The sequence below is a fragment of the Natronosporangium hydrolyticum genome (genome assembly GCF_016925615.1).
In the GTDB taxonomy this organism is placed as follows: domain Bacteria; phylum Actinomycetota; class Actinomycetes; order Mycobacteriales; family Micromonosporaceae; genus Natronosporangium; species Natronosporangium hydrolyticum.
Genome location: NZ_CP070499.1, coordinates 4,059,019 through 4,080,577 on the forward strand (window position 1 = coordinate 4,059,019; position 21,559 = coordinate 4,080,577).

The 21,559-nt window shown below is 70.4% G+C and carries 22 protein-coding genes and 1 pseudogene; 3 read left to right on the top strand and 20 right to left on the bottom strand.

Annotated features, from left to right (window positions below; genetic code table 11):
• Together JQS43_RS18180 and JQS43_RS18185 are read right to left on the bottom strand one after the other, a co-directional pair.
• Window positions 1–1,059, bottom strand: coding sequence for a hypothetical protein (locus JQS43_RS18180; RefSeq protein WP_239675595.1), 1,059 nt, complete (start codon window positions 1,057–1,059; stop codon window positions 1–3).
• 50 nt (window positions 1,060–1,109) lie between these two features.
• Entirely contained in the window at window positions 1,110–2,663 is a 1,554-nt protein-coding gene (locus JQS43_RS18185; protein WP_239675596.1) for a Rieske 2Fe-2S domain-containing protein, read from the bottom strand.
• Between the two features lie 108 nt (window positions 2,664–2,771).
• Here JQS43_RS18185 and JQS43_RS18190 point away from each other — a divergent pair, with 108 nt between their 5' ends.
• On the top strand, window positions 2,772–2,996 hold the full coding sequence (locus tag JQS43_RS18190; protein ID WP_239675597.1) for a hypothetical protein: 225 nt from the start codon (window positions 2,772–2,774) through the stop codon (window positions 2,994–2,996).
• Between the two features lie 53 nt (window positions 2,997–3,049).
• Here the strand turns inward: JQS43_RS18190 and JQS43_RS18195 are convergent, their stop codons facing one another.
• The 12 genes from JQS43_RS18195 to JQS43_RS18250 all read right to left on the bottom strand — a co-directional run bounded on the left by JQS43_RS18195 (window position 3,050) and on the right by JQS43_RS18250 (window position 15,096).
• Complete coding sequence (locus JQS43_RS18195; protein ID WP_239675598.1) at window positions 3,050–4,411, bottom strand: DivIVA domain-containing protein; 1,362 nt, start codon at window positions 4,409–4,411, stop codon at window positions 3,050–3,052.
• 3 nt (window positions 4,412–4,414) lie between these two features.
• Window positions 4,415–5,614, bottom strand: coding sequence for a dual-specificity RNA methyltransferase RlmN (gene rlmN / locus JQS43_RS18200; protein WP_275580920.1), 1,200 nt, complete (start codon window positions 5,612–5,614; stop codon window positions 4,415–4,417).
• Between the two features lie 37 nt (window positions 5,615–5,651).
• Complete coding sequence (locus JQS43_RS18205; RefSeq protein WP_239675599.1) at window positions 5,652–6,605, bottom strand: phosphatidate cytidylyltransferase; 954 nt, start codon at window positions 6,603–6,605, stop codon at window positions 5,652–5,654.
• Window positions 6,605–7,162, bottom strand: a complete 558-nt coding sequence (gene frr / locus JQS43_RS18210) for a ribosome recycling factor (protein WP_239675600.1) — start codon at window positions 7,160–7,162, stop codon at window positions 6,605–6,607. Before frr ends, JQS43_RS18205 begins: the two co-directional genes overlap by 1 nt.
• Window positions 7,163–7,297: 135 nt before the next feature.
• Complete coding sequence (gene pyrH, locus JQS43_RS18215; protein WP_239675601.1) at window positions 7,298–8,065, bottom strand: UMP kinase; 768 nt, start codon at window positions 8,063–8,065, stop codon at window positions 7,298–7,300.
• A gap of 48 nt (window positions 8,066–8,113) precedes the next feature.
• Window positions 8,114–8,941: a translation elongation factor Ts gene (gene tsf / locus JQS43_RS18220; RefSeq protein ID WP_239675602.1), complete on the bottom strand. Its 828-nt coding sequence runs from the start codon at window positions 8,939–8,941 to the stop codon at window positions 8,114–8,116.
• A 47-nt stretch (window positions 8,942–8,988) separates the two neighbouring features.
• Window positions 8,989–9,924: a 30S ribosomal protein S2 gene (rpsB, locus tag JQS43_RS18225; RefSeq protein WP_239675603.1), complete on the bottom strand. Its 936-nt coding sequence runs from the start codon at window positions 9,922–9,924 to the stop codon at window positions 8,989–8,991.
• A 280-nt stretch (window positions 9,925–10,204) separates the two neighbouring features.
• Window positions 10,205–10,945, bottom strand: coding sequence for a hypothetical protein (locus JQS43_RS18230; protein WP_239675604.1), 741 nt, complete (start codon window positions 10,943–10,945; stop codon window positions 10,205–10,207).
• A gap of 48 nt (window positions 10,946–10,993) precedes the next feature.
• Window positions 10,994–11,983 carry a tyrosine recombinase XerC gene (locus tag JQS43_RS18235; RefSeq protein WP_239675605.1) on the bottom strand — a complete coding sequence of 330 codons (990 nt, stop codon included), beginning with the start codon at window positions 11,981–11,983 and terminating at the stop codon, window positions 10,994–10,996.
• Window positions 11,984–12,014: 31 nt separating this feature from the next.
• Entirely contained in the window at window positions 12,015–13,217 is a 1,203-nt protein-coding gene (locus tag JQS43_RS18240; RefSeq protein ID WP_239675606.1) for a DNA-processing protein DprA, read from the bottom strand.
• On the bottom strand, window positions 13,214–14,737 hold the full coding sequence (locus tag JQS43_RS18245; RefSeq protein WP_239675607.1) for a YifB family Mg chelatase-like AAA ATPase: 1,524 nt from the start codon (window positions 14,735–14,737) through the stop codon (window positions 13,214–13,216). Before JQS43_RS18245 ends, JQS43_RS18240 begins: the two co-directional genes overlap by 4 nt.
• The gene (locus tag JQS43_RS18250; protein WP_239675608.1) at window positions 14,737–15,096 is read right to left on the bottom strand and encodes a YraN family protein; all 360 of its coding nucleotides are present in this window, start codon (window positions 15,094–15,096) and stop codon (window positions 14,737–14,739) included. Before JQS43_RS18250 ends, JQS43_RS18245 begins: the two co-directional genes overlap by 1 nt.
• A 132-nt stretch (window positions 15,097–15,228) precedes the next feature.
• Between JQS43_RS18250 and JQS43_RS18255 the strand changes: the two genes are divergently transcribed.
• Entirely contained in the window at window positions 15,229–16,380 is a 1,152-nt protein-coding gene (locus JQS43_RS18255; RefSeq protein ID WP_239675609.1) for a sulfite oxidase, read from the top strand.
• Here the strand turns inward: JQS43_RS18255 and JQS43_RS18260 are convergent.
• The gene (locus tag JQS43_RS18260; RefSeq protein WP_239675610.1) at window positions 16,325–16,861 is read right to left on the bottom strand and encodes a M23 family metallopeptidase; all 537 of its coding nucleotides are present in this window, start codon (window positions 16,859–16,861) and stop codon (window positions 16,325–16,327) included. The genes JQS43_RS18255 and JQS43_RS18260 overlap by 56 nt on opposite strands.
• A gap of 350 nt (window positions 16,862–17,211) precedes the next feature.
• Between JQS43_RS18260 and JQS43_RS18265 the strand changes: the two genes are divergently transcribed.
• The gene (locus JQS43_RS18265; RefSeq protein ID WP_239675611.1) at window positions 17,212–17,439 is read left to right on the top strand and encodes a hypothetical protein; all 228 of its coding nucleotides are present in this window, start codon (window positions 17,212–17,214) and stop codon (window positions 17,437–17,439) included.
• Window positions 17,440–17,574: 135 nt separating this feature from the next.
• Here the strand turns inward: JQS43_RS18265 and JQS43_RS18270 are convergent, their stop codons facing one another.
• The 5 genes and pseudogenes from JQS43_RS18270 to rplS form a co-directional block, all read right to left on the bottom strand.
• Window positions 17,575–17,898 (bottom strand): DUF2469 domain-containing protein, encoded by a 324-nt coding sequence (locus JQS43_RS18270; RefSeq protein ID WP_239675612.1) that lies wholly within the window; start codon window positions 17,896–17,898, stop codon window positions 17,575–17,577.
• A gap of 1 nt (window position 17,899) precedes the next feature.
• A pseudogene (locus tag JQS43_RS18275) lies at window positions 17,900–18,677 on the bottom strand (ribonuclease HII).
• A 43-nt stretch (window positions 18,678–18,720) separates the two neighbouring features.
• Window positions 18,721–19,365, bottom strand: a complete 645-nt coding sequence (gene lepB / locus JQS43_RS18280; RefSeq protein ID WP_239679485.1) for a signal peptidase I — start codon at window positions 19,363–19,365, stop codon at window positions 18,721–18,723.
• Window positions 19,365–20,216, bottom strand: a complete 852-nt coding sequence (gene lepB, locus JQS43_RS18285) for a signal peptidase I (protein WP_239679486.1) — start codon at window positions 20,214–20,216, stop codon at window positions 19,365–19,367. Before lepB (JQS43_RS18285) ends, lepB (JQS43_RS18280) begins: the two co-directional genes overlap by 1 nt.
• 952 nt (window positions 20,217–21,168) lie before the next feature.
• Window positions 21,169–21,525 carry a 50S ribosomal protein L19 gene (gene rplS / locus JQS43_RS18290; RefSeq protein WP_239675613.1) on the bottom strand — a complete coding sequence of 119 codons (357 nt, stop codon included), beginning with the start codon at window positions 21,523–21,525 and terminating at the stop codon, window positions 21,169–21,171.
• Window positions 21,526–21,559: the final 34 nt, after the last annotated feature.

Consider the following 21,559-nt stretch of genomic DNA (forward strand, 5'->3'; position numbering starts at 1 on the left):
TCAGCCACCCGGTGGGATGACACTGACGTCGTGTTCCTGGTCGCCCTCCCGGAAGCTGAAATCAATCGGCTCCTCCTGCGGTCTTGGCTTGCGCATCACGAACAGCCCCGGCTCATCCGTGATCACTTCGGCCCCGATCGGCGCCATCACTTCAGTAACCTCATCCGGATAGGTCCAGACCAGCCAGGACGCCATCCGAACCTGCCCCAGCGTGTCGGCGTAGTGCGCCTGGACCTCAGCCAGTGAGCCAGGCAACCCCTCCGGACCAGAGACGACCGCCGCCGATGCGGCCAACTCCGACACATCCGGGTGTTCCCCTCGCAGACCAGCCGGCGACGACTCCGACTCCCCGCTCGCCAGCCAACCATCCGCCGTCAGCTCCGCGCACATATCCACATCCGCCAAGAGTTCCGCACTCTGCTCCCGGCCTCGAATCAACGGATAGAACGGCTCGCTGATACCGAGTCCGAGATCAAGCTGATAGTGCTCGAAGGTCTCGCCCGAGCTGGCCAGAGAACTCAGCCGACACTCTGGTACCGCCATCACCGCGGTCAGGCCCTCACTATCGACCGGAGCGACCTCACCTCGCACGGTGAGCGTCGCGATCTTGGCAGAAGTCAGGTACCGCGGGCCCACGGCAGGAGAACGCACCGATAGCACGTCCGTGGTGTATACGCCGAAGGGATGAGAGCGGGCGTCGCTGACCGTCAATTCGCCTGGCTGCCCGGTCACCTCCAACGACCATCTGCCGCCGTCCTCGGCGGCCTGGAAGTTGACCATCCCCAACACCACACCATCAACCTCACCCAGCCAGAACACCACAGTGCTCCGCTCATCCGCCCCCGAGCCCTCCGGAGTCCGCCACCCGGCGACCACCTCCGCGACCTCCGCGCGCAGCTCTGCATCCTCCGCGAGACTGCCACGCAACGGCCACTTCTCCCCGTCAACCGAGGCGAACTCGATCGACTGCCCCTCGTCGCCGCCCCAGCAACCGCCCGCCAACAACGCCACCAGCACCAGACCGATCAACGCCCGCTGCGCCCTCACCACCAGTGTCATCGCTCCGCCCCATGGAGATGGGCGGCGCCCACCTGAACGTCTCTGGCCGGTTAGGAGTCGGCGGGTTGCGACCGGATCTGGTGGCCAACGCTGGTCAGGCAGCGGCCCGACTTCAGGTCGAACTTCCAGCCGTGCAGCTGGCAGGTGAGGGTCTCGCCCTCGATGATCCCGAACCGGGAAAGGTCCGCCTTCAGATGGGGGCAGCGGCGCTGCACCAGCCAGTCGCCGAGCTGGATATCCTCCGCGTCGACCGCCTTTTCGTGCTCGTCGTACCAACCCTCGGCGTACTGCAGCCGCTCCTCCGAGAGGCACTTGAAGAACGAGTAGACGAACTCGTTGTACTGCCCGATCCGCGCCGCCGAGAAGCGGCACGACAGGAACAGCGAGTTCACCCAGTCGACCTCACCGCTATGTAGCAGGTTCTCGACCAGGGCCCGGCGGGTCTTGAACCGGTACCGCACCTTCTCGTCGGCGTACGGCCGGACCTGCTTCGCCGGGAAGTCCACCACAATAGACTCCACCACCTCGGCGCCGGCCATGTCGGTCAGGTCGAACCGGACCGGGCCGCCGACCCCCTTCGCCATGTAGATCGACTCTTCCAGCAGCGGCTCGACCCGGCGCTTCAGCTCCGCCAGCACATCCACCTCCGGATGCGCCCAGGAGGCCTTGGCCGCCTCGATCACCGGCCGCTGGCGCTCCTGGTACGCGCGGAGGTGCTGCTCCTTGTCAGCGAAGAACTGCCGCACATCGGAGACCGGGTGGGTGACCTGGCAGTCGTCGGCGGTCACCTCGGCGACCGTGCCCGGCAGCAGAATCACGCCGTTGTCATACCCGAGGCCGGCGTAGTGGTCGACGAAGTGCTGCTGGTCGGGGAAGATGTTGCCCTCGTCCTGGCCGAGGTCGTTGAACTGCCACAGCTCGTCGTCGAGGAAGCAGGGCGGGCCCGCGATCGGAAAGACCCACGAAGCCTTCAGATCGTCAATGTAGCGGATCGTGCGGTCAAGCTGCCGCTCCCGCTTCTGCTTGCCGAACGCGGTCCGCGCGGTGACCGGCAGCTCGTAGACCATCGGGTACCAGATCGCGCCGGAGAACTGCAGCAGGTGGGCGTGCACGTGGCCCAGCTTCGCGAACTCGCTCAGATCGGTCGGGCGGGCGTCGTTCTGGTTCAGGAAGCGTACGCCGTTGTGCTCCACCCAGAGCGACGAGTCGCCGATCGGGCCGTCGGTCGGGGAGGTCAACGCCTGAATCATCACGGTGAGCCCGCCGTCAAGCTCGACCGGCTCGTTGGAGCGGGTGCGGATGAACTGGGTGAACCCAAGCTCTCGCAGCTCGTCCTCGAGTTCGCTGGTCGGGTACTCCGGCAGCAGCACGGTGGCGCGCTTGGAGATGAACCGGCGCAGGTGGTCGGCGTCGAAGTGGTCCCGGTGGAGATGCGAGACGTAGAGATAGTCGACATCCCCGAGCGTCTCCCAATCCAGCTGGGAGTTGTCGGGGAATGGGAACCACGAGGCAAAGAATGCCGGATTGACCCAGGGGTCGCAGAGGATGCTGCCGGCATCGGTGTCGATCCGCATGCTGGCGTGGCCAGTCCCGGTCAGCCGCACTGTCGTGAGCCTCCTTCTTCAACGCTGACCGCCCGACGCTATCAGGTGTCCACGGCCATGCCAGACTGAACCAGGCAGAATCACAAGACCCGACGGAGGGGATGGACCGTGGCCGAGCAGGAGGTCACCGCACCCGATCAGCACAAGCCGACGAACCTGAAGCTGGCCCGGATCGGGGGCATCGCTTCGATCATCGCGCTGCTGTCGATGGCCCAGCCGTTCAACAACCACGTCAGCGTCGCCGACGACTTCTGGCTGCTGCTCACCGCGGCGATCATCGCCGCGATGCTGATCGGGGATGTCGTGTTGCGACGGGTCGGACTCCGCCCCTAGCGACAGCCGGCGCTGGCGGACATCCGCCAGCGCCGCCCCTACCTCGTCAGCGCTCAGTGCCGGCGCAGGATCTCCCGCAACTCCTCCAGCGCGGTCTCGACCTCACCCTCGAAATACCCACCGGGCACCAGGTCCAGCTGGCGGGAGTCGGGCAACTGGTCAACTGGCGGCATCGGCGCCTGCCCGGAGACACCAGCCATCGCCTGCTCGAAGATGCTGTCCACCTGGCCCCGGTCATAGCCGCTGCCGAACCGCCGAGGTTGGAACCCCCGCCGCAGCTCGTCGAGGCGTCGCAGATCAGCGGAGGCCGGCCCGGAGACCGGCGGCCCATCGTGGCCGCCGCCGCCCATCGGAGCGGCTCCCATCGGCCCCGGGCTGCGAGGAGTCATCGGTGGTGGCGCGGAGCTGGGCGGCCCACCCGAGCCGTGCGCGGGGGGACGGCCACCGGATGGCCGACCGGCAGGCGGGCCGGAGCTGTGCCCCGGGATTCCCGACCGCCCGGCCGGCCCGCCCGGCGGCTCGTCAAAGCGCATCTCGCTGGTCATGTCGTCCATCTGCCCGGGCGGCGGAGCGTGCCGGCCGGGGGTACGCGGTTCGAACCCACCCCCGAAGGTGGTCGGCTCGTCGTACTGGCCGTACGGCTCGGGCTCGGGGTAACCGCCGCGGCCGGGTGGGGGCCCACCATGCCCCTGTGGGCCATGTCCCGGCGGGCCACCATGCCCCGGCGGGCCGCCCTGACCCTGTGGGCCCTGGCCGTGTGGGCCACCATGCCCCGGCGGGCCGCCATGGCCCTGAGGGCCCTGCCCCTGCGGCCCGCGCCCGCCAGGTCCGCCGAAGCCGCCCTGGCCGCCGTGGCTCGGCGGTCCGCCCGCATGACTGGGAGGTCCGCCGGGTCCGCCGGGCCCATGTGGGCCAGGTCTCGGGGCCGGCGAGTGCGGCGGGCCACCGGGCATCGGCATCCGCTGCTCCGGCGGACCGACCCGATCCGGCGGACCGCCCATGTGCTCGGCAGGGTGGCCCGCGTGTTCTGGCCGCCCCATCCGATCCGGCGGGCCCAAGCGGTCAGGCGAGCCCATGCGGTCAGGCGGACCCGAGTCGGGTGGACCCATCCGGTCCGGGCCGCCGACCATGCGCGGATCCGGGCCGTACGGACCGTCCGGCTCTGGCTCGGCCCCTTCCTCGAACTCCGCTAGTTGCCGCTCGACGCGGTCCAGGTGCAGATCCACCTGCCACTCGTCATAGCCGCCGAACCGAACCCGGAAGACGACATCGTGGACTTCCTGCGCGCTGACCGGCGCCTCGACCGGCTCACCCTCGAGGGTGTCCTCCACCCGATCGAGGAAGGCATCGACCTCATCGACCTTGTATCCGCGGCGCAGCGCCCGCCGCCGGAACCGTTGTCCGTGACTGGTCACTGATCAAACCTCTCCATGCGTCGCCACCCCCGCCGAGTCCCCCCGTGTCTCCACACCTGCTTGGTCTCCGGACGTCGCCGCCAATTGGCCGCAAGCGCCGTCGATCTCGCGACCGCGGGTGTCGCGCACCGTCGTCGCCACCCCGGCCGACCGCAGCCGGCGTACGAACTCCCGCTCCACCGGCTTCGAACTGGCGTCCCACCGGCTACCCGGAGTGGGGTTGAGCGGAATCAGATTGACGTGCGCCAGCCGGCCGGCGAGCAGCTCACCGAGCCGGGTGGCTCGCCAGGGTTGATCGTTGACGTCCCGGATCATTGCGTACTCGATGGAGAGGCGTCGCCCGCTGCGAGCCGCATAGTCGAAGCCGGCATCCAGCACCTCGGCGACCCGCCACCGCCGGTTGACCGGCACCAGCTCATCACGTAGCTCATCATCGGGGGCATGCAGTGAGATCGCAAGCGTCACCGGCAGGTCTTCGGCGGCGAGTCTGCGCATCGCCGGCACCAACCCCACGGTCGAGACGGTCAGATGCCGATGTGACAGGCCGAGCCCCTCCGGCGGGGGCGCTGCGAGCCGACGCAGCGCCGCCACCAGCCGGGAGTAGTTCGCCAGCGGCTCACCCATCCCCATGAAGACCACGTGCGAGAGGCGCTGGGACAGCTCCCTGGCGGCGCTCCCCGCCAACGAGACCACCTGGTCCACGATCTCGGCGGTGGTCAGATTACGGGTAAGGCCAGCCTGACCGGTCGCGCAGAAGGGGCAGGCCATGCCACAGCCGGCCTGGCTGGAGACGCAGGCGGTCACCCGGTCCGGGTACGCCATCAACACGCTCTCCACCATCGCGCCGTCGACCAGCCGCCACAGCGTCTTGCGGGTGGTGCCGCCGTCGCAGGCCAGCTCCCGGGCCGGGGTGAGCAGCGAGGGCAACAGGTGCTCGACGAGCCGGTCGCGGGCCGAGGCAGGCAGGTCGGTCATCTCGGCCGGATCCCGCACCAACCGCCCGAAGTAATGGTGCGACACCTGACCGGCCCGGAAGCCGGGCTCCCCCAGCGCCGCTGCGGCGGCCCGACGCTCCGGCATCGCAAGATCTGCCAGGTGCCGGGGGACCTGTCTCGGAGCAGGGCTCGACCGGGCAACCGGCGACCCCGAGCCGGTGACCTCGACCGGCTCGGTGGGTAGCGCGACGACAGGGAGGGAGTTCATGGCGTTATCCAGTCTCGCATGGCAATGCTCGGGCAGCTTAGTGGGCCACAACACTCAGTAGCAGGTATGCAGCGGGCGCGGCGAAGAGGATCGAATCGAGCCGGTCCATCAGGCCACCATGTCCGGGCAGCAGGCCACTCATGTCTTTCACCTTCAAGTCACGCTTCAGCACCGACTCGGTCAGGTCGCCGAGCACCGCGGCGCCCGCGACGAGCAAGCCGAACAGAGCGCCCCACCACCAGCCGACTCCGAAGGCTAGCCACAGACCGACCGCTCCCCCAGTCGCCGCCGCCAAAAGTGACCCGACCAACCCTTCCCAAGACTTCTTCGGGCTGACCCGGGGGGCGAGCGGGTGCCGTCCGAAGAACACCCCGGCGACGTAGCCACCGGTGTCGCACAGCACCACCACCGCCAGCGTCACCAGCACCCGCCAGTGGCCGTCGTCTGCCGCCCCCAGCAGGGCGGCGAAGCCGGCGAGGAAGGGGACATAGACCGCGATCATGAAGGCCGAGCCGACATCCCGTAGGTAGTTGTCGGGGCCGGCGGCCAGCCGCCAGGCGAAGATGCCCGCAGCGGTCAGGAGTAGTCCGAGCGTCAAACCGGCGGGGCCGATGAACCAACCCACGGCCGACATCACCGCGCCGCCGACGAGCAGCGGCACCAGCGGCGGCCTCGCCCCCGTAGTCTGCACCGCCCGCGTCGTCTCCCAGGTGCCGACCGCTACCGCGGCCACGACCACGACCAGGAACGCGGGCCGCCACACCAGCAGCGACGCGAGGACCGCTACCGCGAGTGCGCCGCCGACCGCGAACGCCGCGGGGAGGTTACGTCCGGCGCGCGGCTGGGCCGGCGATGGTTGGTCCGAGCCACCGCCGCTCGGCGGAGCATCAGCAGCGTGGGGTGCGGAGGGGGGAGCTTTCGGCAGCGGGTCGGATCCAGACTGCGGTGGCAGCGGCGCTCCGCCCGCGGACGCCCCAGAGAGGTCGCCCATCAGACCTCGAGCAGCTCGGCTTCCTTGTGCTTGAGGATCTCGTCGACGTGCCCCACCTGCCGATGGGTGATCTCCTCCAGCTCCCGCTCCGCGCGCCGGCCCTCGTCCTCGCCGACCTCACCCTCCTTGACCAGGCGGTCGATCTCCTCCTTGGCCTTCCGGCGAATGTTGCGGATAGAGATCTTGGCGTCCTCTGCCTTGCCGCGCGCTTTCTTGATCATCTCGCGCCGGCGTTCCTCAGTCATCTGCGGCAGCACCACCCGCAACTGGGCGCCCTCGTTGCTGGGATTGACACCGAGGTCGGAATCCCGGATGGCCTTCTCCACCGCCGCGATCTGGGAGGTGTCGTAGGGCTTGATGATCGCCATTCGCGGTTCGGGAGTGCCGATCGACGCCAGCTGCGGCAGCGGGGTCGGCGATCCGTAGTAGTCGATCATGATCTTTGCGAAGATCGCCGCGCTCGCCCGGCCGGTCCGGATCGCACCGAACTCCTCCTTGGCGTGCGCGATCGCGCGCTCCATCTTCTCCTCAGCCTCGAAGAGTGCCTCGTCGATCACGTTCTCTCCTCCATGCTGCCGCCTGCGCCTTACGATACTCGTGGGCGCGTCACCCTGGGTTCCCCCGTTGCGACGCCGGTCAACGGCTCGCCGGCCTGGCCAGACACCGGCCGCCGCCGCGACCGAGCCGACCGCCTAGCCCGCGGTCAGGAGCGTGCCGGTACGTCGATCACCGCTGACCGCCTTGATGATCGTGTCGGTGCCTTCCGCGCCGAAGACCAGCATCGGCAGGCTGTTCTCCATGCACAGGCTGAACGCGGCGGCGTCGACCACCCGCAGCCCTTGCCGGAGCGCCTCGGCGAAGGTGACCGTGTCCAGCTTCCGGGCGGTCGGATCGGTACGAGGATCGGCGGTATACACACCGTCGACACCGTTCTTGCTCATCAGCACCGCGTCGGCGTGAATCTCCAACGCCCGCTGCGCCGAGACCGTATCGGTGGAGAAGTACGGCATGCCGGCGCCGGCACCGAAGATCACCACCCGGCCCTTCTCCAGATGCCGGATCGCCCGACGCGGAATGTACGGCTCGGCGACCTGCGCCATGGTGATCGCAGTCTGCACCCTGGTGTCGATCCCCTGGCGCTCCAGGAAATCCTGCAACGCCAGGCAGTTCATCACCGTGCCGAGCATGCCCATGTAATCCGCCCGGGGCCGGTCCATCCCCCGCTGCTGCAGCTCCGAACCCCGGAAGAAGTTACCGCCGCCGACCACGACGGCTACCTGCACGCCCTGCTGAACGACGGTGGCGATCTGCCGAGCCAGCGACTGGACCACATCCGGGTCGACGCCGATCTCACCACCGCCGAAGACCTCGCCGGAGAGCTTCAACACCACTCGCCGAAAAGCAGCGGGTGGCCCCGCCGACTCGGCTCCGCCTTGTTTCTCGGCTACCACCTGCGTCATGGGGCCACCCTCACCGCTCTATTCGTCGTCTGTCCGGCTAGCTTCAGGTCAGGACTGGCCGACCTCGAAGCGTACGAACCCGGTGACAGTGAGTCCGGCCTCACCGATCACCTGCGTAACGGTCTTCTTCTGCTCCACCACCGAAGCCTGCTCAAGCAGGACCGAGTCCTTGAAGAAAGCGTTCACCCGACCCTCGATGATCTTGGGCAGGGCGGCCTCCGGCTTACCTTCCTCCCGAGCGGTCTGCTCGGCGATCCGCCGCTCGGACTCGACCACGTCGGCCGGCACCTCGTCCCGGGTCAGGTAGCGAGGGCGCATCGCGGCGACCTGCATCGCCACCGCCCGGGCGTCCGACTCGGCAGCCTCCCCCGCGCCGGTGTACGACACCAGCACGCCGACCTGCGGCGGCAGATCCGGGCTCTTACGGTGCAGGTAGACGACGGTGTCGCCGGTCAGCGTCTGGAACCGGTTTACCACCAGCTTCTCGCCAATCTTGGCGGCGGCCTCACTGACCGTCTCGCCCACGCTGCGCCCGGACGGCAGAGTCGAGTCCAGCAACGCCGGCACATCGGCCGGCGCAGCCGCCTCGACCTGCTCCACCAGCTGCTGCCCGAGCGCGACAAACTCCTCGTTCTTGGCGACGAAGTCGGTCTCGCAGTTGAGCTCGAGCAGGGAGTTGCCGGCGTGGGCGACTAGCCCGTTGGCGGCGGTCCGGCCAGCCCGCTTACCGATGTCCTTGGCGCCCTTGATCCGCAAAACCTCGACCGCCTGCTCGACATCGCCCCCCACCTCGGTGAGCGCGTTCTTGCAGTCCAGCATGCCGGCGCCGGTGAGATCGCGGAGCTTCTTGACGTCCGCGGCCGTGAACTCTGCCATTGTTCTCTCTTCGCTCGTACGTACGGATGTGGTCTATGCCGGTGCGATCACTCGGCGGCAGGGGTGGACGCGGGCTGCTCCAACCGGGTCTCGCCCGCCTCGGTCTCATGCGCGGCGGCCTGCCCGGCGAGCGGCTGCTCCACCGGCTGCGCGGCGGCCGGGTCAGCGCTGGGCGCCGGGTGCCCGGAACCAGCCGGCTGGTCACTCGCGCCCAGCAGCTCGCGCTCCCACTCGGCGAGCGGCTCATCGGCGCCGACCACACCCGGCTCGGGCTTGTCCTCGCCGCGGTGCTTGCCGGACCGGGCGATCAGGCCATCCGCCACCGCCGCGGCGACGACCTTGGTCAGCAGCTCGGCGGAGCGGATCGCGTCGTCGTTACCCGGGATCGGGAAGTCGACCTCATCGGGGTCACAGTTGGTGTCCAGGATCGCGATCACCGGGATGCCCAGCTTCCGGGCCTCGTCGACGGCGATGTGCTCCTTCTTGGTGTCCACCACCCAGATCGCCGCAGGCAGCTTCTGCATATCCCGCAGCCCACCAAGGGTACGGGTCAGCTTCGTCTTCTCCCGCGACAGGTGAAGCGTCTCCTTCTTGGTGTAACCCTCGGCGGTGCCGGTGAGGTCGAGCGCCTCCAGCTCCTTCATCCGCAGCAGCCGCTTGTGCACCGTCTGGAAGTTAGTGAGCATGCCGCCCAGCCAGCGGTGGTTGACGTAGGGCATACCCACCCGGGCGGCCTGCTCCGCCACCGCCTCCTGGGCCTGCTTCTTCGTCCCGACGAACAGGATCGAACCGCCCTCGGCAACGGTGTGCTTGATGTAGTCGTACGCCTTGGCGATGTAGTCGAGCGTCTGCCGAAGGTCGATGATGTAGATGCCGTTGCGCTCGGTGAAGATGTAGCGCTTCATCTTCGGGTTCCACCGCCGGGTCTGGTGCCCGAAGTGGACGCCGCTCTCCAGCAGTTGACGCATGGTCACTACGGCCATGTGGTTGCTCCTCATCCCTGGTTGTCAGCCTGGCGTCCGGACGCCGGCCGATTGGGCCCGGCTGCATAACCGGGACCAGGGCGGCCGTCGCCGCGGGCGGAATCCGCCCCACGGAGGACGCGCGAAGTCAGCCGCGTACACGGCTGCTGTGTCGAGTCTACGCCCCGGGCGGCGCCGAGTCGCGGGACCCTACCCGGACCACCCGCTGCTCCACCATCGGGGCGGGGCCCCGACCCCCGCGCGGACGTGAGCCACCCCCAGCGCGGGCGAAACCCCACGGTCAGCCGGCGAGCCCCGCCGCGACGAAGAGCACCAACGCCACGGTCAGGTACCCGACCGGCGGCCGCAGCCACGCCTGCAGACTGTTCGGACCGGCAGCCCGCACCGCGCCCGTGGCGACCGCGTACAGACCCAACGCCAGCAGGGGCAACGCCAGGATCAGGCAGACCGCCGACACCACCCCGGAGGGAGATACCGGATCGCCGAAGGCGGAGTCGATCAGCAGCAGCAACGCCGGTAGTTCCAACGCCACCGCCGGTGCTCCGATCAGCACCGCGGTGCCCGGACGCTTGCTCCGGTAGACCCCGTCCCCCACCGGCCCCGGGGAGCCGGGAGCCGCTGGTGGTGGCCGGCGAGCGACCGCGGGTGCTGGTGGTTCCTCGGGCGGCGGGGGTGCCGAGCGAGGCGGCGGGGCGCTGGCCCGGGCCGGTTCGGCCGAGGCCGGCCGAGGCAGTTCGCGGCGGGGCTCGTCGTACTCCCGCCGGGGCTCGTCGTACCGGTCAGCGTCGCGGCCCCGGTCGAGGTCACGGGCCCGGTCGTCGTATCGGTCCGGCTCGTAGCGCTCCGATTCGCGCGGTGGCCGCTCCCCGTACCAACTTGGGCTCGCCGGATAGTCGCCCTCAGGCGACGCGCTCTCACCGTACGTCCCCCCCGCGTATGTCTTATCCGCATATGGGGTATCCGGGTATGGTTTCTCCGAATAGGGCTGCCGGCCCTCCGGGTAGCTGCGATATCCCTCCACGAGCTGTCACGCTAAGCCAGAAGACCACCTCGACGCCAGCGCCCCCGCTCACGCGCGAGGATGAGCCTGCCGATACGCCGACCGCAGCCGCGCCACCGAGACATGCGTGTAAATCTGCGTACTGGCCAGGGAAGAGTGGCCCAACAGCTCCTGCACACTGCGCAGGTCCGCCCCGCCCTCCAGCAGATGAGTGGCGGCACTGTGACGTAGGCCATGGGGTGAGATGGTCGGCGTGGCCGCCTGCTGACAGCTGCGACGAACCAGCCGGCGGACCACGGTCGGGTGCACCCGGCCACCACGGGCCCCAAGCAGCAACGCCGCGACGCTGTCCGAGTGGCTGAGCAGCGGTCGACCGTCGGCCAGCCACCGCCTCACCGCCGCCGCCGCCGGCCGGCCGAACGGGACCGCCCGCTCCCTGCCGCCCTTGCCAAGCACCCGGACCACGCCACGGGTCAGGTCGAGGTCCGGCAGGTCGACTCCGCACAGCTCGCTGACTCGCACCCCAGTGGCGTAAAGCAGCTCCAACGCCGCATGGTCGCGAAGCGCCAGCGCCCGCGCCCGAGCAGCCGGATCAGGGCCGGGGATGGCGGCCGGCGCTGGGTGAGCCGAAGGCTCCAGGGCTGCGGAGGCCGCGCCGTCCAGTACCGCTGCGGCCTGCTCCGGGCGGAGCACCACCGGCAGCTCGCGGTGCGGCTTGGGGCTCGCCAGTGGCGCCGCCACGTCGGTGGCTAGGTGGCCATGCTGGTGCGCCCAGGCGCTGAAGGTGCGGGCGGCGGCGGCCCGGCGGGCCAGCGTGGCCCGGGCCGAGCCGAGCGTACGTTGCCGGGCAAGCCAACTTCGCACGGCGGTGAGATCGAGCTCGGAAAGCTCCCGGGCCCCCATCCGGACCGCGTGCTCGCACAGCGACACCACGTCGGCCACGTAAGCCCGCACCGTGTGGGGCGAGCGGCCGGCGACGTTGCCGAGATGCCTCGCGAAGGCGTCGACGACCGCCGCCAGCTCCGGCGGTAACTCCTCGCGGGTCTGCTCGCTTCTCATGGTCCGACCTTCCGAGCCCTCGGACCGGCTGTCAAGCACCCGCCGGCGAGCCTGCCCCGCCTGGTCGCCGAGCCGCGACGAAGCCATCGCCGTGGCGCTCCGCGTGGCCGGAGAGGACCAGCACCGGCAGGATCCGCACCGCGTCGGCCAGCGGCACCCCCGCGCGAGCCGCGGCCTGCTCCGCGGTTAGCGGGGCGCGCCGGCGCAGCGCCTCGACGAGCCGCCGCTCGGTGGTACCCAACCGGTCCCGCGGCTGGTCCGGGCCTCGCACCGGTGGTGCCAGGTCACTGCCGATGCGGCCGACCTCTTCCAGGATCTGCGCCACCCCGGTCACCAACCGGGCCGGCGGATCGTAGGGCTGGCGTAGCTCCTCATGGTTCCCCACCGACATCGCTGAGGTCACCGGTCCCGGCACCACCAGCTGTCGCCTGCCTAGCTCCCGCGCGCGACGTAGCGTCTGTCTCGCCCCACTGCGCGCGCCAGCCTCCACCAAGACGGTCCCGACCGTCGCCGCCGCGATCACCCGGTTGCGGATCAGGAACCGATGCCGGAACGGGTCGGCGCCCGGCGCCCATTCGCTCACCAGCAAGCCCTGCTCGGTGATCTGGTCGAAGAGATTGGCGTGCGCCAACGGGTAGGCCCGCTCGACGCCGCACGCCAACACCGCCGCCGTCCCCCCGCCAGCCGCGAGCGCTCCCCGATGTGCGTGCGCGTCGATCCCGAAGGCTCCGCCCGAAACCACAAACCAGCCGGCGTCGGCCAAGCCGTAGCCGATCTCACGCGCCACGTGCCCGCCATACCCGCTGGCGGCCCGGGCCCCCACCACCGCGACGGACCGAGCCAGGGCTTCGTCCAGCCGCTGCTGCCCGCGAACCCATAGGCACAGCGGCGGTGCGGCGTCCCGGTCGACCGGATCGCCCCCACCCTTACCGCAGATCTTGAGCAGGTCATCCAGCTGCGCCGGCCACTCGTCATCTTCCGGGATCACCACCCTGGCCCCGAGCCGCTGCGTCAGCGCTAAGCTCTCCGCCGCGCGCCGCCCCGGATCAATCGACTCCGCCGCATCGCCAGTAGCGAAGAGCGACGGCGCCCCCGCCGCGCCCTGTGCGACCAGGCCCTCCAACACCGCCACCGGGCCATAGCTCGACACCCGCCGCCACAGCGCGAGGTTGCCGGGTTCGGCAACCCCGCTCAGCGCCACCCGGGCCGTGCGCACCTGCTCCAACTCGCTCACCAACGCTCCCCCCGCCGAAGTTCGGTCGCTGCGGCCAGGTCGCCCCGGTCTGGCCTTGATCTCCCCGCCAAGTCGCAGAGCGTCCACGCCATTCGCAACACTCGGTGAAAGCCCCGCGCAGACAACTCGCCCAGGTCAAGTAGCCGTCGAGCCGGTGCCATCACCGCCGGCGGCGGCCGCCACCGCCGAGCGTGCAGCACCGAGCCGGGGACCTCCGCGTTGCTGCGCCACCCGTGAGCGCTCCAGCGGGCCACTGCGGCGGCCCGGGCAACGGCCACCCGCGCACCGACGGTTGCCGACGACTCCGCGACCGCCTCGGCATCGAACAACGCTGCCCCCGACACCGGTTCCAGGCCGAGCTGGACGTCGATGCGATCCAGCAGCGGCCCGGAGAGCCGGCCGAGATAGCGGCGACGCACCAGGGCGGTGCACTCGCAATCAGCGTCGCCGGACGGCCGGGCACACGGGCACGGATTGGCCGCCAGCACCAGCTGGACCCGGGCCGGATAAGTGGTCTCCCCCGCCGATCGACGCAGCCGCACCATGCCCTCCTCCAGCGGCTGCCGCAGGGCGTCCAGCGCCCGCCGCGAATACTCGGGGGCCTCGTCCAGAAAGAGCACCCCGCGGTGAGCCAGACTGATCGCCCCCGGCCGGGCCAGACCCGCCCCACCTCCGACCAGCGCCGGCATGCTGGCGGAGTGGTGTGGGGCCTGGAACGGCGGGCGCCGCACCAGCCCGGCGCCGGTCGGCAGCGCCCCGGCGACCGAGTGCAGCGCGGTCACCTCCAACGCCGCCTCATCATCGAGCTCCGGCAGGATCGTCGGAAGCCGCTGAGCCAGCAGTGTCTTGCCCGCCCCCGGCGGTCCGACCATCGCCAGATGGTGGCCGCCGGCCGCAGCGACCTCCATCGCCCACCGGCCGGTCGCCTGACCCACCACCTCCGCGAGGTCGGGAGCGGCCGAGGCGGTAGGCAGCGGGCTCGGCGCTGGCGGCGGCGACAGCGGGCCCTCACCGCGAATCGCGCGCACCAGCATCCCCAACGTATCTGCGCCCCAGACCATCACCCCGGGCACCAGCGCCGCCTCGGTCGCATTCGCCACCGGCACAATCACCGAGCCCACCTCGGCGCGGGCCGCAGCGAGCACCATCGGCAGCACCCCACGCACCGGCCGCAGGCTGCCGTCGAGCCCCAGCTCACCGATGACGGCCGCGCCGGCCAGCCCGGCCAGTGGCAGCTCCCCGGCGGCCGCCAGCACAGCGCAGGCGATCGCGGCGTCGAAGCTGGACCCGAACTTGGGCAGCGAGGCAGGGAGCAGGTTGACGGTGATGCGACGGTTGGGCCAGACCTGCCCGGAGTTGACGATCGCCGCCCGCACCCGGTCCCGGGCCTCGTGTAGGGCGGTGTCCGGCAAACCCGAGAGCGCCACCGCCGGCAGCCCGTTCGCCAGGTCGGCCTCCACCTCGACCAGATGCCCCGCCACCCCCACCAGACCCACCGACCGCACCATGGCGTAGCTCATCAGAACGCTCCCTTGAGGTGACGGACCTGGGCGGCCCCCCGCGGCGGCGACACCACCTCCACCACGTCGAAGCGCACCTCCCGGGGGCGGACCCCAGCCAGGGCCAGCCACTCCCCGGCGAGCCGCCGCATCCGCGCCACCTTGCGGCGACCGACCGCCTCCGCCGGGGTCCCGAACTCCGGACCCCGGCGGGTCTTCACCTCGCAGAGGACCAGCACGTCCCCGTCACGGGCGATGATGTCGATCTCGCCGGTGCCGGAGCGCCAATTCCGGTCCAGCACCACCAGCCCCGCCGCCACCAGATGCTGGGCCGCCAGCCGCTCGCCGTACGCACCCACCGCCTGCCTCGCTTTTGTCATGGGCGAGACGATGGCAGCGCCCGCGCGGCTGCCGCTACGGTCTGGCTCGCAGACTGTGGATAACCAGCGTCTTGTGGACAACCCGCAACGCAGTGAATGGATCTGTTATGGCTCCCGGCCTATGCTGGGGTGATGGCGCAGCCGTGGAGCAGCCCCGCGCGGGTGGCCGAACCCGACGAACAGATCTCCTTCGAAGAGCTGGCGTTGGCGGCGCGTAACCACGCGCTGCCGCTGGAGGCGTTGCGCTATGACGTCACCCCGATCGGGCTGCACTACCTGTTGACCCACTACGACATCCCGGAGCTCGACCCGGCTGAGTTCACTGTGACCATCGCTGGCCGGGTGACCCGGCCGGTGCGACTCGACCTGCCGGCGCTGCGAGCGCGGCCGCGGGTGACGACCCGGGTCACCATGGAGTGCGCCGGAAACGGGCGGGCGCTCCTCAATCCCCGACCGGTGAGCCAGCCGTGGCTCACCGGCGCGGTCGGCACCGCGGAGTGGACCGGCACCCCACTGGCGCCGGTGCTACGCGAGGCGGGGCTCGCCGACGACGCGGTCGAGGTGGTCTTCGCCGGCGCTGACCACGGTGTGGAGCGCGGAGTCACCCAGGACTACCAGCGCAGTCTGCCGGTCGCCGAGGCGCTGCGCGACGAGGTGCTGCTCGCCTACGAGATGAATGGGGTGCCGCTGCCACCGCAGCACGGTGCGCCGCTGCGGCTGGTGGTCCCCGGGTGGTACGGCATGGCGCACGTCAAGTGGCTGCGGCAGATCACGGTTCGGGATACCCCGTTCGACGGCTACCAGAACACCAGCGCCTACCGGCTCCGGCAGCACCCCGACGAGCCGGGTGAGCCGGTCACCCGGATGCTGCCGCGGGCGTTGCTGCAACCACCGGGTTACCCCGACTTCATGTCCCGGGTACGCGGCCTTGCCGCCGGGCCGTGCCGACTGACCGGGCGGGCGTGGGCCGGTGACGCGGAGGTGACCGGGGTGGAGGTCTCCATCGACGGTGGAGAGCACTGGACACCAGCTGCGCTGGAGCCCAGTGACGCGCCGGCGTGGGTCTGGCGCCGTTGGTGGTACGACTGGCAGGCGACGCCTGGTCACTACCGGCTGCAGGCGCGCGCCACCGACGCGGCGGGACGCACCCAGCCGGTGGACCAATCCTGGAACCGCGGCGGATTCACCAACAACCTGGTCCAGCGGGTCGAGGTCATGGTCACCGACGCTACGTCACCGCCGGCCGCGGCAGCAGCCGCACCCGCCCCCAACCCAACAGGCTGAGCGGGTCGAGGTAGACCTCGCCCTGGCGCACTCCCCAGTGCAGGCAGGCGCTGGTGGAGCAGCCCGGATGGCCGGCCTCGAGCACCCCGATCGGGGCACCGGCCGCGACCGGCTCGCCTACCGCGACAGTGGCGACGACCGGCTCGTAGGTGGTGCGTAGCCCATCGGGGTGCGCCACGCTCACCACTGGTCGGCCCGCTACCGGCCCGGCGAAGAAGACCACGCCGGCGCCGGCCGCGAAAACCACTGCCCCGGGCGGCGCCGCGAGGTCGACGCCCCGGTGCCCAGCGAGCCACGGGGCGGCTGGCGGGATGAACTGTCGGGTCACCGGCGGTGGGCCGGGCAGCGGCCATCGATACTCGCCGCGGGCGGCGGTGGCGGCGTCGGCGGACGAAGCCGCTGGCGCAGGAGGCGATGCTCCCGCGGCCCGACTCGCCGCCGCGGTAACTCCGCCGGCTGCCAGCAGCCCGGTTATTGCCAAGAGGAGAAAGGCTGAGACAACCAGCCGCCTGCGGTCCCGCCGCGTCGATCCCGACCACCCCATGCCGGCAGCCTGCGCGTACCGCCTCGGCGGTGGCAAGTCGCCGACGGGCAAAGCTGTGGACAACCGCACCGTAGCGGCTGGCTGTGGAAAACGTGGCTGGCGCACCCAGCGGGGCGGCGGCTCGCGCGGCTGCTCGGTCCAGACATCGGGGATCACCCGGAGCTCTCCCGGAGAACCGGGTCGGCGACTCGCACCCAGTGCGACCGGGTGGCAGCATAGGAGCGACAGGTTAGGCCCGGGCGGCGCCCGCCGGCCGGAGCTGACGAGCCACCTGGCGAGGAGAGGTCATGACGGAGCGGAGCGGTGGGTTCGGCAAGATCGTGCTCTGGGTGGTGATCGGCGTCGTCGGCATCATCGTGGCTGGCCAGATCCTGGGCTGGATCATCGGCGCGCTGTGGAACATTCTGGTCGCCACGTTGATCATCGCGGCGATAGCCGGGGTGTCGCTGCTAGTGATCGGGGCGGTCCGGCGTTCGGTGGGCAGCGGCGGCGATCGCCGGCAGTTGCCGCGCTGAGACCCACGACGGCCCAGGCCGACAGGCACCGGGTCCACGAGCAACAAGCGCGGGCCGGGCAGGCGAGGGGCGCCTGCCCGGCTCCCGCGACACGATGCCCTGACGGGGACGACGCCCCGGACGGACGTGCGGGTATCAGCCGCCGAAGCCGGAGTCCGAAGGTAGCGAAATGTCCGGCTTCTCCAACTCCTCCACGTTCACGTCCTTGAACGTCATAACCCGGACGTTCTTGACAAACCGCGCTGGGCGGTACATGTCCCACACCCAGGCGTCCTGCATCTCGACCTCGAAGTAGACCTCACCATCCGAGTTACGCACGTGCAGGTCGACCTGGTTCGCCAGATAAAACCGGCGCTCGGTCTCGACCACATACGAGAACTGGCGGACGATGTCGCGATACTCCCGGTAGAGCTGGAGCTCCATGTCGGTCTCGTACTTTTCGAGATCTTCCGCGCTCATCTCACTCCCCCTCCGGCTGCCCATCTCCATCTTCGCCCACCCACATCCGCTCACCAGATGCCACGCCGAGGTTACTCCTCACCCCGGACGTCGACACCGGCAGCTTCATCTCCACCACCGCTCACCACCAGAGCAGGCTGCCGCAGCGCCACGTTCGCGTACGAGAACCGGTGCACAGCGCTGGGACCATACCTGGACAACGCCGCCGTGTGCTCTGCCGTCGCGTACCCCTTGTGCTCGGCGAAGCCGTAATCGGGGAACTGCTGGGCCAGCTCGACCATGAGCCGGTCCCGGGTGACCTTCGCCAGCACCCCCGCCGCCGCCACACAGGCCGCAACCTGGTCGCCCTTCCACACCGCCAAGCCTGGCACGTCCAACCCGTCCACCGGAAATCCGTCGGTCAAGACGTAGTCCGGGCGGACCGCGAGCGCGGCCAGCGCCCGCCGCAGCGCCGCGAGATTGCACACCTGCAACCCTCGCGCGTCCACCTCCGCCGGGGGAACCACCACCGTCGAATACGCCAGCGCCCGGTCAACCACCTGGGCGTAGACCCGCTCCCGCGCGGCCGCGGTCAACTGCTTGGAATCGGCGAGTTCGGCGATCTCGCCGCGCCGCCCCGGCGGTAGCACCGCGGCCGCGGCCACCAGCGGGCCGGCGCAGGCCCCCCGGCCGGCCTCATCCGCCCCAGCGACCCGCGCGAAGCCGCGCCGCCGCAGCGCCCGCTCAAGGGCGTAGATCCCGCCCTCGGTACGCACGACGGTCCGTGGTGGCGGCAGCATCACACCTCCCCAGGTGATCCCGGCCGTCGCGGTGACGGCCGGCTCAGCCGCTGCCGGGGACCGGTTCAAAGGTATCCGGCACCGACAGCCACTCGGCTCGATCGAACGGCCAGAAGAGCACAAATGCCCGCCCGACCACGGCATCCTCACTGACCGTCGCCACCATCGCATCGCCCCCGGAGCGCTGATAGTGGTCCATCGAGTCGCCGGAGGAGCTGCGATGGTCACCCAGCAACCACAGTCTGCCCTCCGGGACGACCACCGAGAACTCCGGGATCGCCGCGGCGTCGGTGACGCCATCGCGAGAGTACAGGTACGGTTCGTCGAGCGAGTGACCGTTGATGATCAGGCGTTGCTGGTCGTCGCAGCAGACAACCTCGTCGCCGCCGACCGCGATCACGCGCTTGATGAAGTCGTCACCGCTCGGGCTCCACTGCGTCGGCGCACGGAAGACCACGATCTCCCCGCGGGCAGGGTCACGCACGTGGTAGACGAGCTTATTGACGAGCACCCGGTCGTAGAGATCCAGCGTGTTCTGCATCGACCCGGAGGGAATGTAGAAGGTCTGCAGCACGAACGCTCGGACCAGGATCGCCACCACGATCGCCACACCGAGCAGGATCGGCAGCTCCCGCCAGAACGAACCTCGCCGCTGCTGCGGCTGCTCCTCAGTCGGCTGTTCGTCTATCACGCCGCGAGCCTACGTCGAATCGGCCGGACACGGCGCCGCAAACTCGGCGAGTCCCCCCGAAAAGAGCGACGGAACACCGGCATCGACGCGCCGAGCAACCCGGCCACGCCGAGCGCCTGCGCCGCCGGCTGGGCTCCGGCGCCGGCATCGGCCGCGGCCGGCGACGGCTCGGTCGTCGTGCCCAGAGCGGCCGGCGCGGCCCCGAAGGTGTCCGGCTGCGACAGCCCGGTCCACCGGTCGCTCGGCCACACGATGATGAACGCCCTACCGATCACATTGTCCAGTGGAATCTGGCCCTGACAGCGGGAGTCCTGCGAAACCTGCCGATGGTCACCCATCACGAACATGTGACCGGGCTGCACCACCACCTCATCGAAGCGTCGCCCCCGACAGTCACCCAGCGGTACGTCGTCGAGCGGCGAGTCCCGGATCACGTACTCCTCATTGAGGGGTTGCCCGTTGACAAAGACCCGCCCGTCCACGTCGCAGCAGGACACCGTGTCACCGGGCAGGCCGATGACGCGCTTGATGTAGTCGCTGGCCCCGGGGCGAGTTACCCCCACCAGGTCACCGATCGCACGGCTCCCCCGAGCGAAAAGCCCGATGTCGTCGTCCTGACCGCCGATCGGCTCCCAGGCGTCGGTGCCCTGGAACACCACCACCTCCCCCCGCGCCGGCTCCCGGAAGTGGTAGACGACCTTGTTGACCAGCACCCGGTCGCCCGCGACCAGGGTCTCCTCCATCGAGCCGGAGGGGATGTAGAACGCCTGCAAGAGGAAGGTGCGGACCAGGACGGCCAGGCACAGGGCGATCACCAGTAACAGCGGCAGCTCCTGCCAGAGCGGCAGGCCGCGGCGCTTACGTGGCCGGGGCGCAGCACCGCTGCCGGCACCCCGCCCGTCGCCCGGACGCCGCCGGGGCGACCTCGGATCGCTCCCCCGGCGCGCCTCCCGCGTCCGCGCCGGCTCGGGTCCGGCCTGCTCCGGCACCACCCGGGTCCAGCCGGGGTCCTCCGGCTCATCGCCGGGGCCCCGCAGCGGCCTGGCGTCGTCAGGCCACTGCTGCGCCCAGGCGTCGGGACGGGCCGCACCACCCCTCACCCCAGGCTGGTATGCGGTGGCGGCATCGGCCGGGTGCGGGTCGGTGTAACCGGCCCGGTAGCCGTCGTCGGCGTACCCGGGCGCCGGATAACCCTCCGGACCACCCGGCGGGTAGCCGGCCGGCGAATAACCCGGCGGGCCAGGGTCGGGGTATGCCGGGGACCGATAGCCCGGGTCGGCGTAGTCGGCGGGATAGTGCTGCTCAGGATAGTGCTGCTCAGGATAGTGGCTGGCCTGGTAACCCGGCGGCGGGTAGCCGCCCCGGACCGGCGGTGGCTCCGGCGGCGGGTAGCCGGCCGGCAGGTAACCGCCGCCGTCGTCGTACCCGTGAGGAGGGTACGGCTGCTCGCGGGACTCGGGGTAGCCATACCTCGCCGGGTGGTAGCCGGTCTCCGGCGGGTAGTCGGCGGCGGCGGCGTAACCAGGGCCATAGGCGGCACTCGGCGGGTCCGGATAGCCGCGCTGGTCGGAGAACTCGTTCCGCGTCGCAGGCAGCTCATCATCCCGCCAGTCGGGGTAGCCCCCGACCTCCGCACCATACGGAGAGTATCCATCGTGGTCGCGAGGATAGCCGCGACCATTGCGCTCACCGGCCGTCACCGGCGCAAGCTTAGCCGCAAGCGAAAGGTTTGTCCGGCGCCGGCCGGCGGCAATGTGCAGCCCCACATCGGGCCATCACCTCGCCGCCGGTCGATCATGCTCAGGCCGGCTGCTTCTCGCGCAGCTCCTTGATCTTCGCCTTCTTGCCGCGCAGCTCCCGCAGGTAGTAGAGCTTCGCCCGGCGGACATCACCCCGGGTAACCATCTCGATCCGGTCCAGCACCGGGCTGTGCACCGGGTAGGTCCGCTCCACACCGACCCCGAAGCTGATCTTCCGGATGGTGAAGGTCTCCCGAATGCCCGAGCCCTGCCGGCGGATCACCACGCCCTGGAAGACCTGGATCCGGGACCGGTTCCCCTCGACCACCCGCGCGTGCACCTTGAGCGTGTCACCGGCGCGGAATTCCGGGATGTCAGCTCGCTGCGACTGGGCGTCCAGCGCGTCCAACGTGTTCATCGCTCAAATCCTCAAGCCTCGGCGCGCACCACGA

Bases quoted from the DNA above. Each gene is read 5' to 3' on its own strand.
- JQS43_RS18205 (WP_239675599.1), bottom strand. From the start codon at position 6,605: ATGGGCGACCTCTCTGGGGCGTCCGCGGGCGGAGCGCCGCTGCCACCG.
- pyrH (WP_239675601.1), bottom strand. From the start codon at position 8,065: ATGACGCAGGTGGTAGCCGAGAAACAAGGCGGAGCCGAGTCGGCGGGG.
- JQS43_RS18255 (WP_239675609.1), top strand. From the start codon at position 15,229: ATGGCGCAGCCGTGGAGCAGCCCCGCGCGGGTGGCCGAACCCGACGAA.
- rplS (WP_239675613.1), bottom strand. From the start codon at position 21,525: ATGAACACGTTGGACGCGCTGGACGCCCAGTCGCAGCGAGCTGACATC.
- JQS43_RS18265 (WP_239675611.1), top strand. From the start codon at position 17,212: ATGACGGAGCGGAGCGGTGGGTTCGGCAAGATCGTGCTCTGGGTGGTG.
- JQS43_RS18245 (WP_239675607.1), bottom strand. From the start codon at position 14,737: ATGAGCTACGCCATGGTGCGGTCGGTGGGTCTGGTGGGGGTGGCGGGG.
- rpsB (WP_239675603.1), bottom strand. From the start codon at position 9,924: ATGGCCGTAGTGACCATGCGTCAACTGCTGGAGAGCGGCGTCCACTTC.
- JQS43_RS18180 (WP_239675595.1), bottom strand. From the start codon at position 1,059: ATGACACTGGTGGTGAGGGCGCAGCGGGCGTTGATCGGTCTGGTGCTG.
- rlmN (WP_275580920.1), bottom strand. From the start codon at position 5,614: ATGAACTCCCTCCCTGTCGTCGCGCTACCCACCGAGCCGGTCGAGGTC.
- tsf (WP_239675602.1), bottom strand. From the start codon at position 8,941: ATGGCAGAGTTCACGGCCGCGGACGTCAAGAAGCTCCGCGATCTCACC.
- JQS43_RS18250 (WP_239675608.1), bottom strand. From the start codon at position 15,096: ATGACAAAAGCGAGGCAGGCGGTGGGTGCGTACGGCGAGCGGCTGGCG.
- JQS43_RS18270 (WP_239675612.1), bottom strand. From the start codon at position 17,898: ATGAGCGCGGAAGATCTCGAAAAGTACGAGACCGACATGGAGCTCCAG.
- JQS43_RS18235 (WP_239675605.1), bottom strand. From the start codon at position 11,983: ATGAGAAGCGAGCAGACCCGCGAGGAGTTACCGCCGGAGCTGGCGGCG.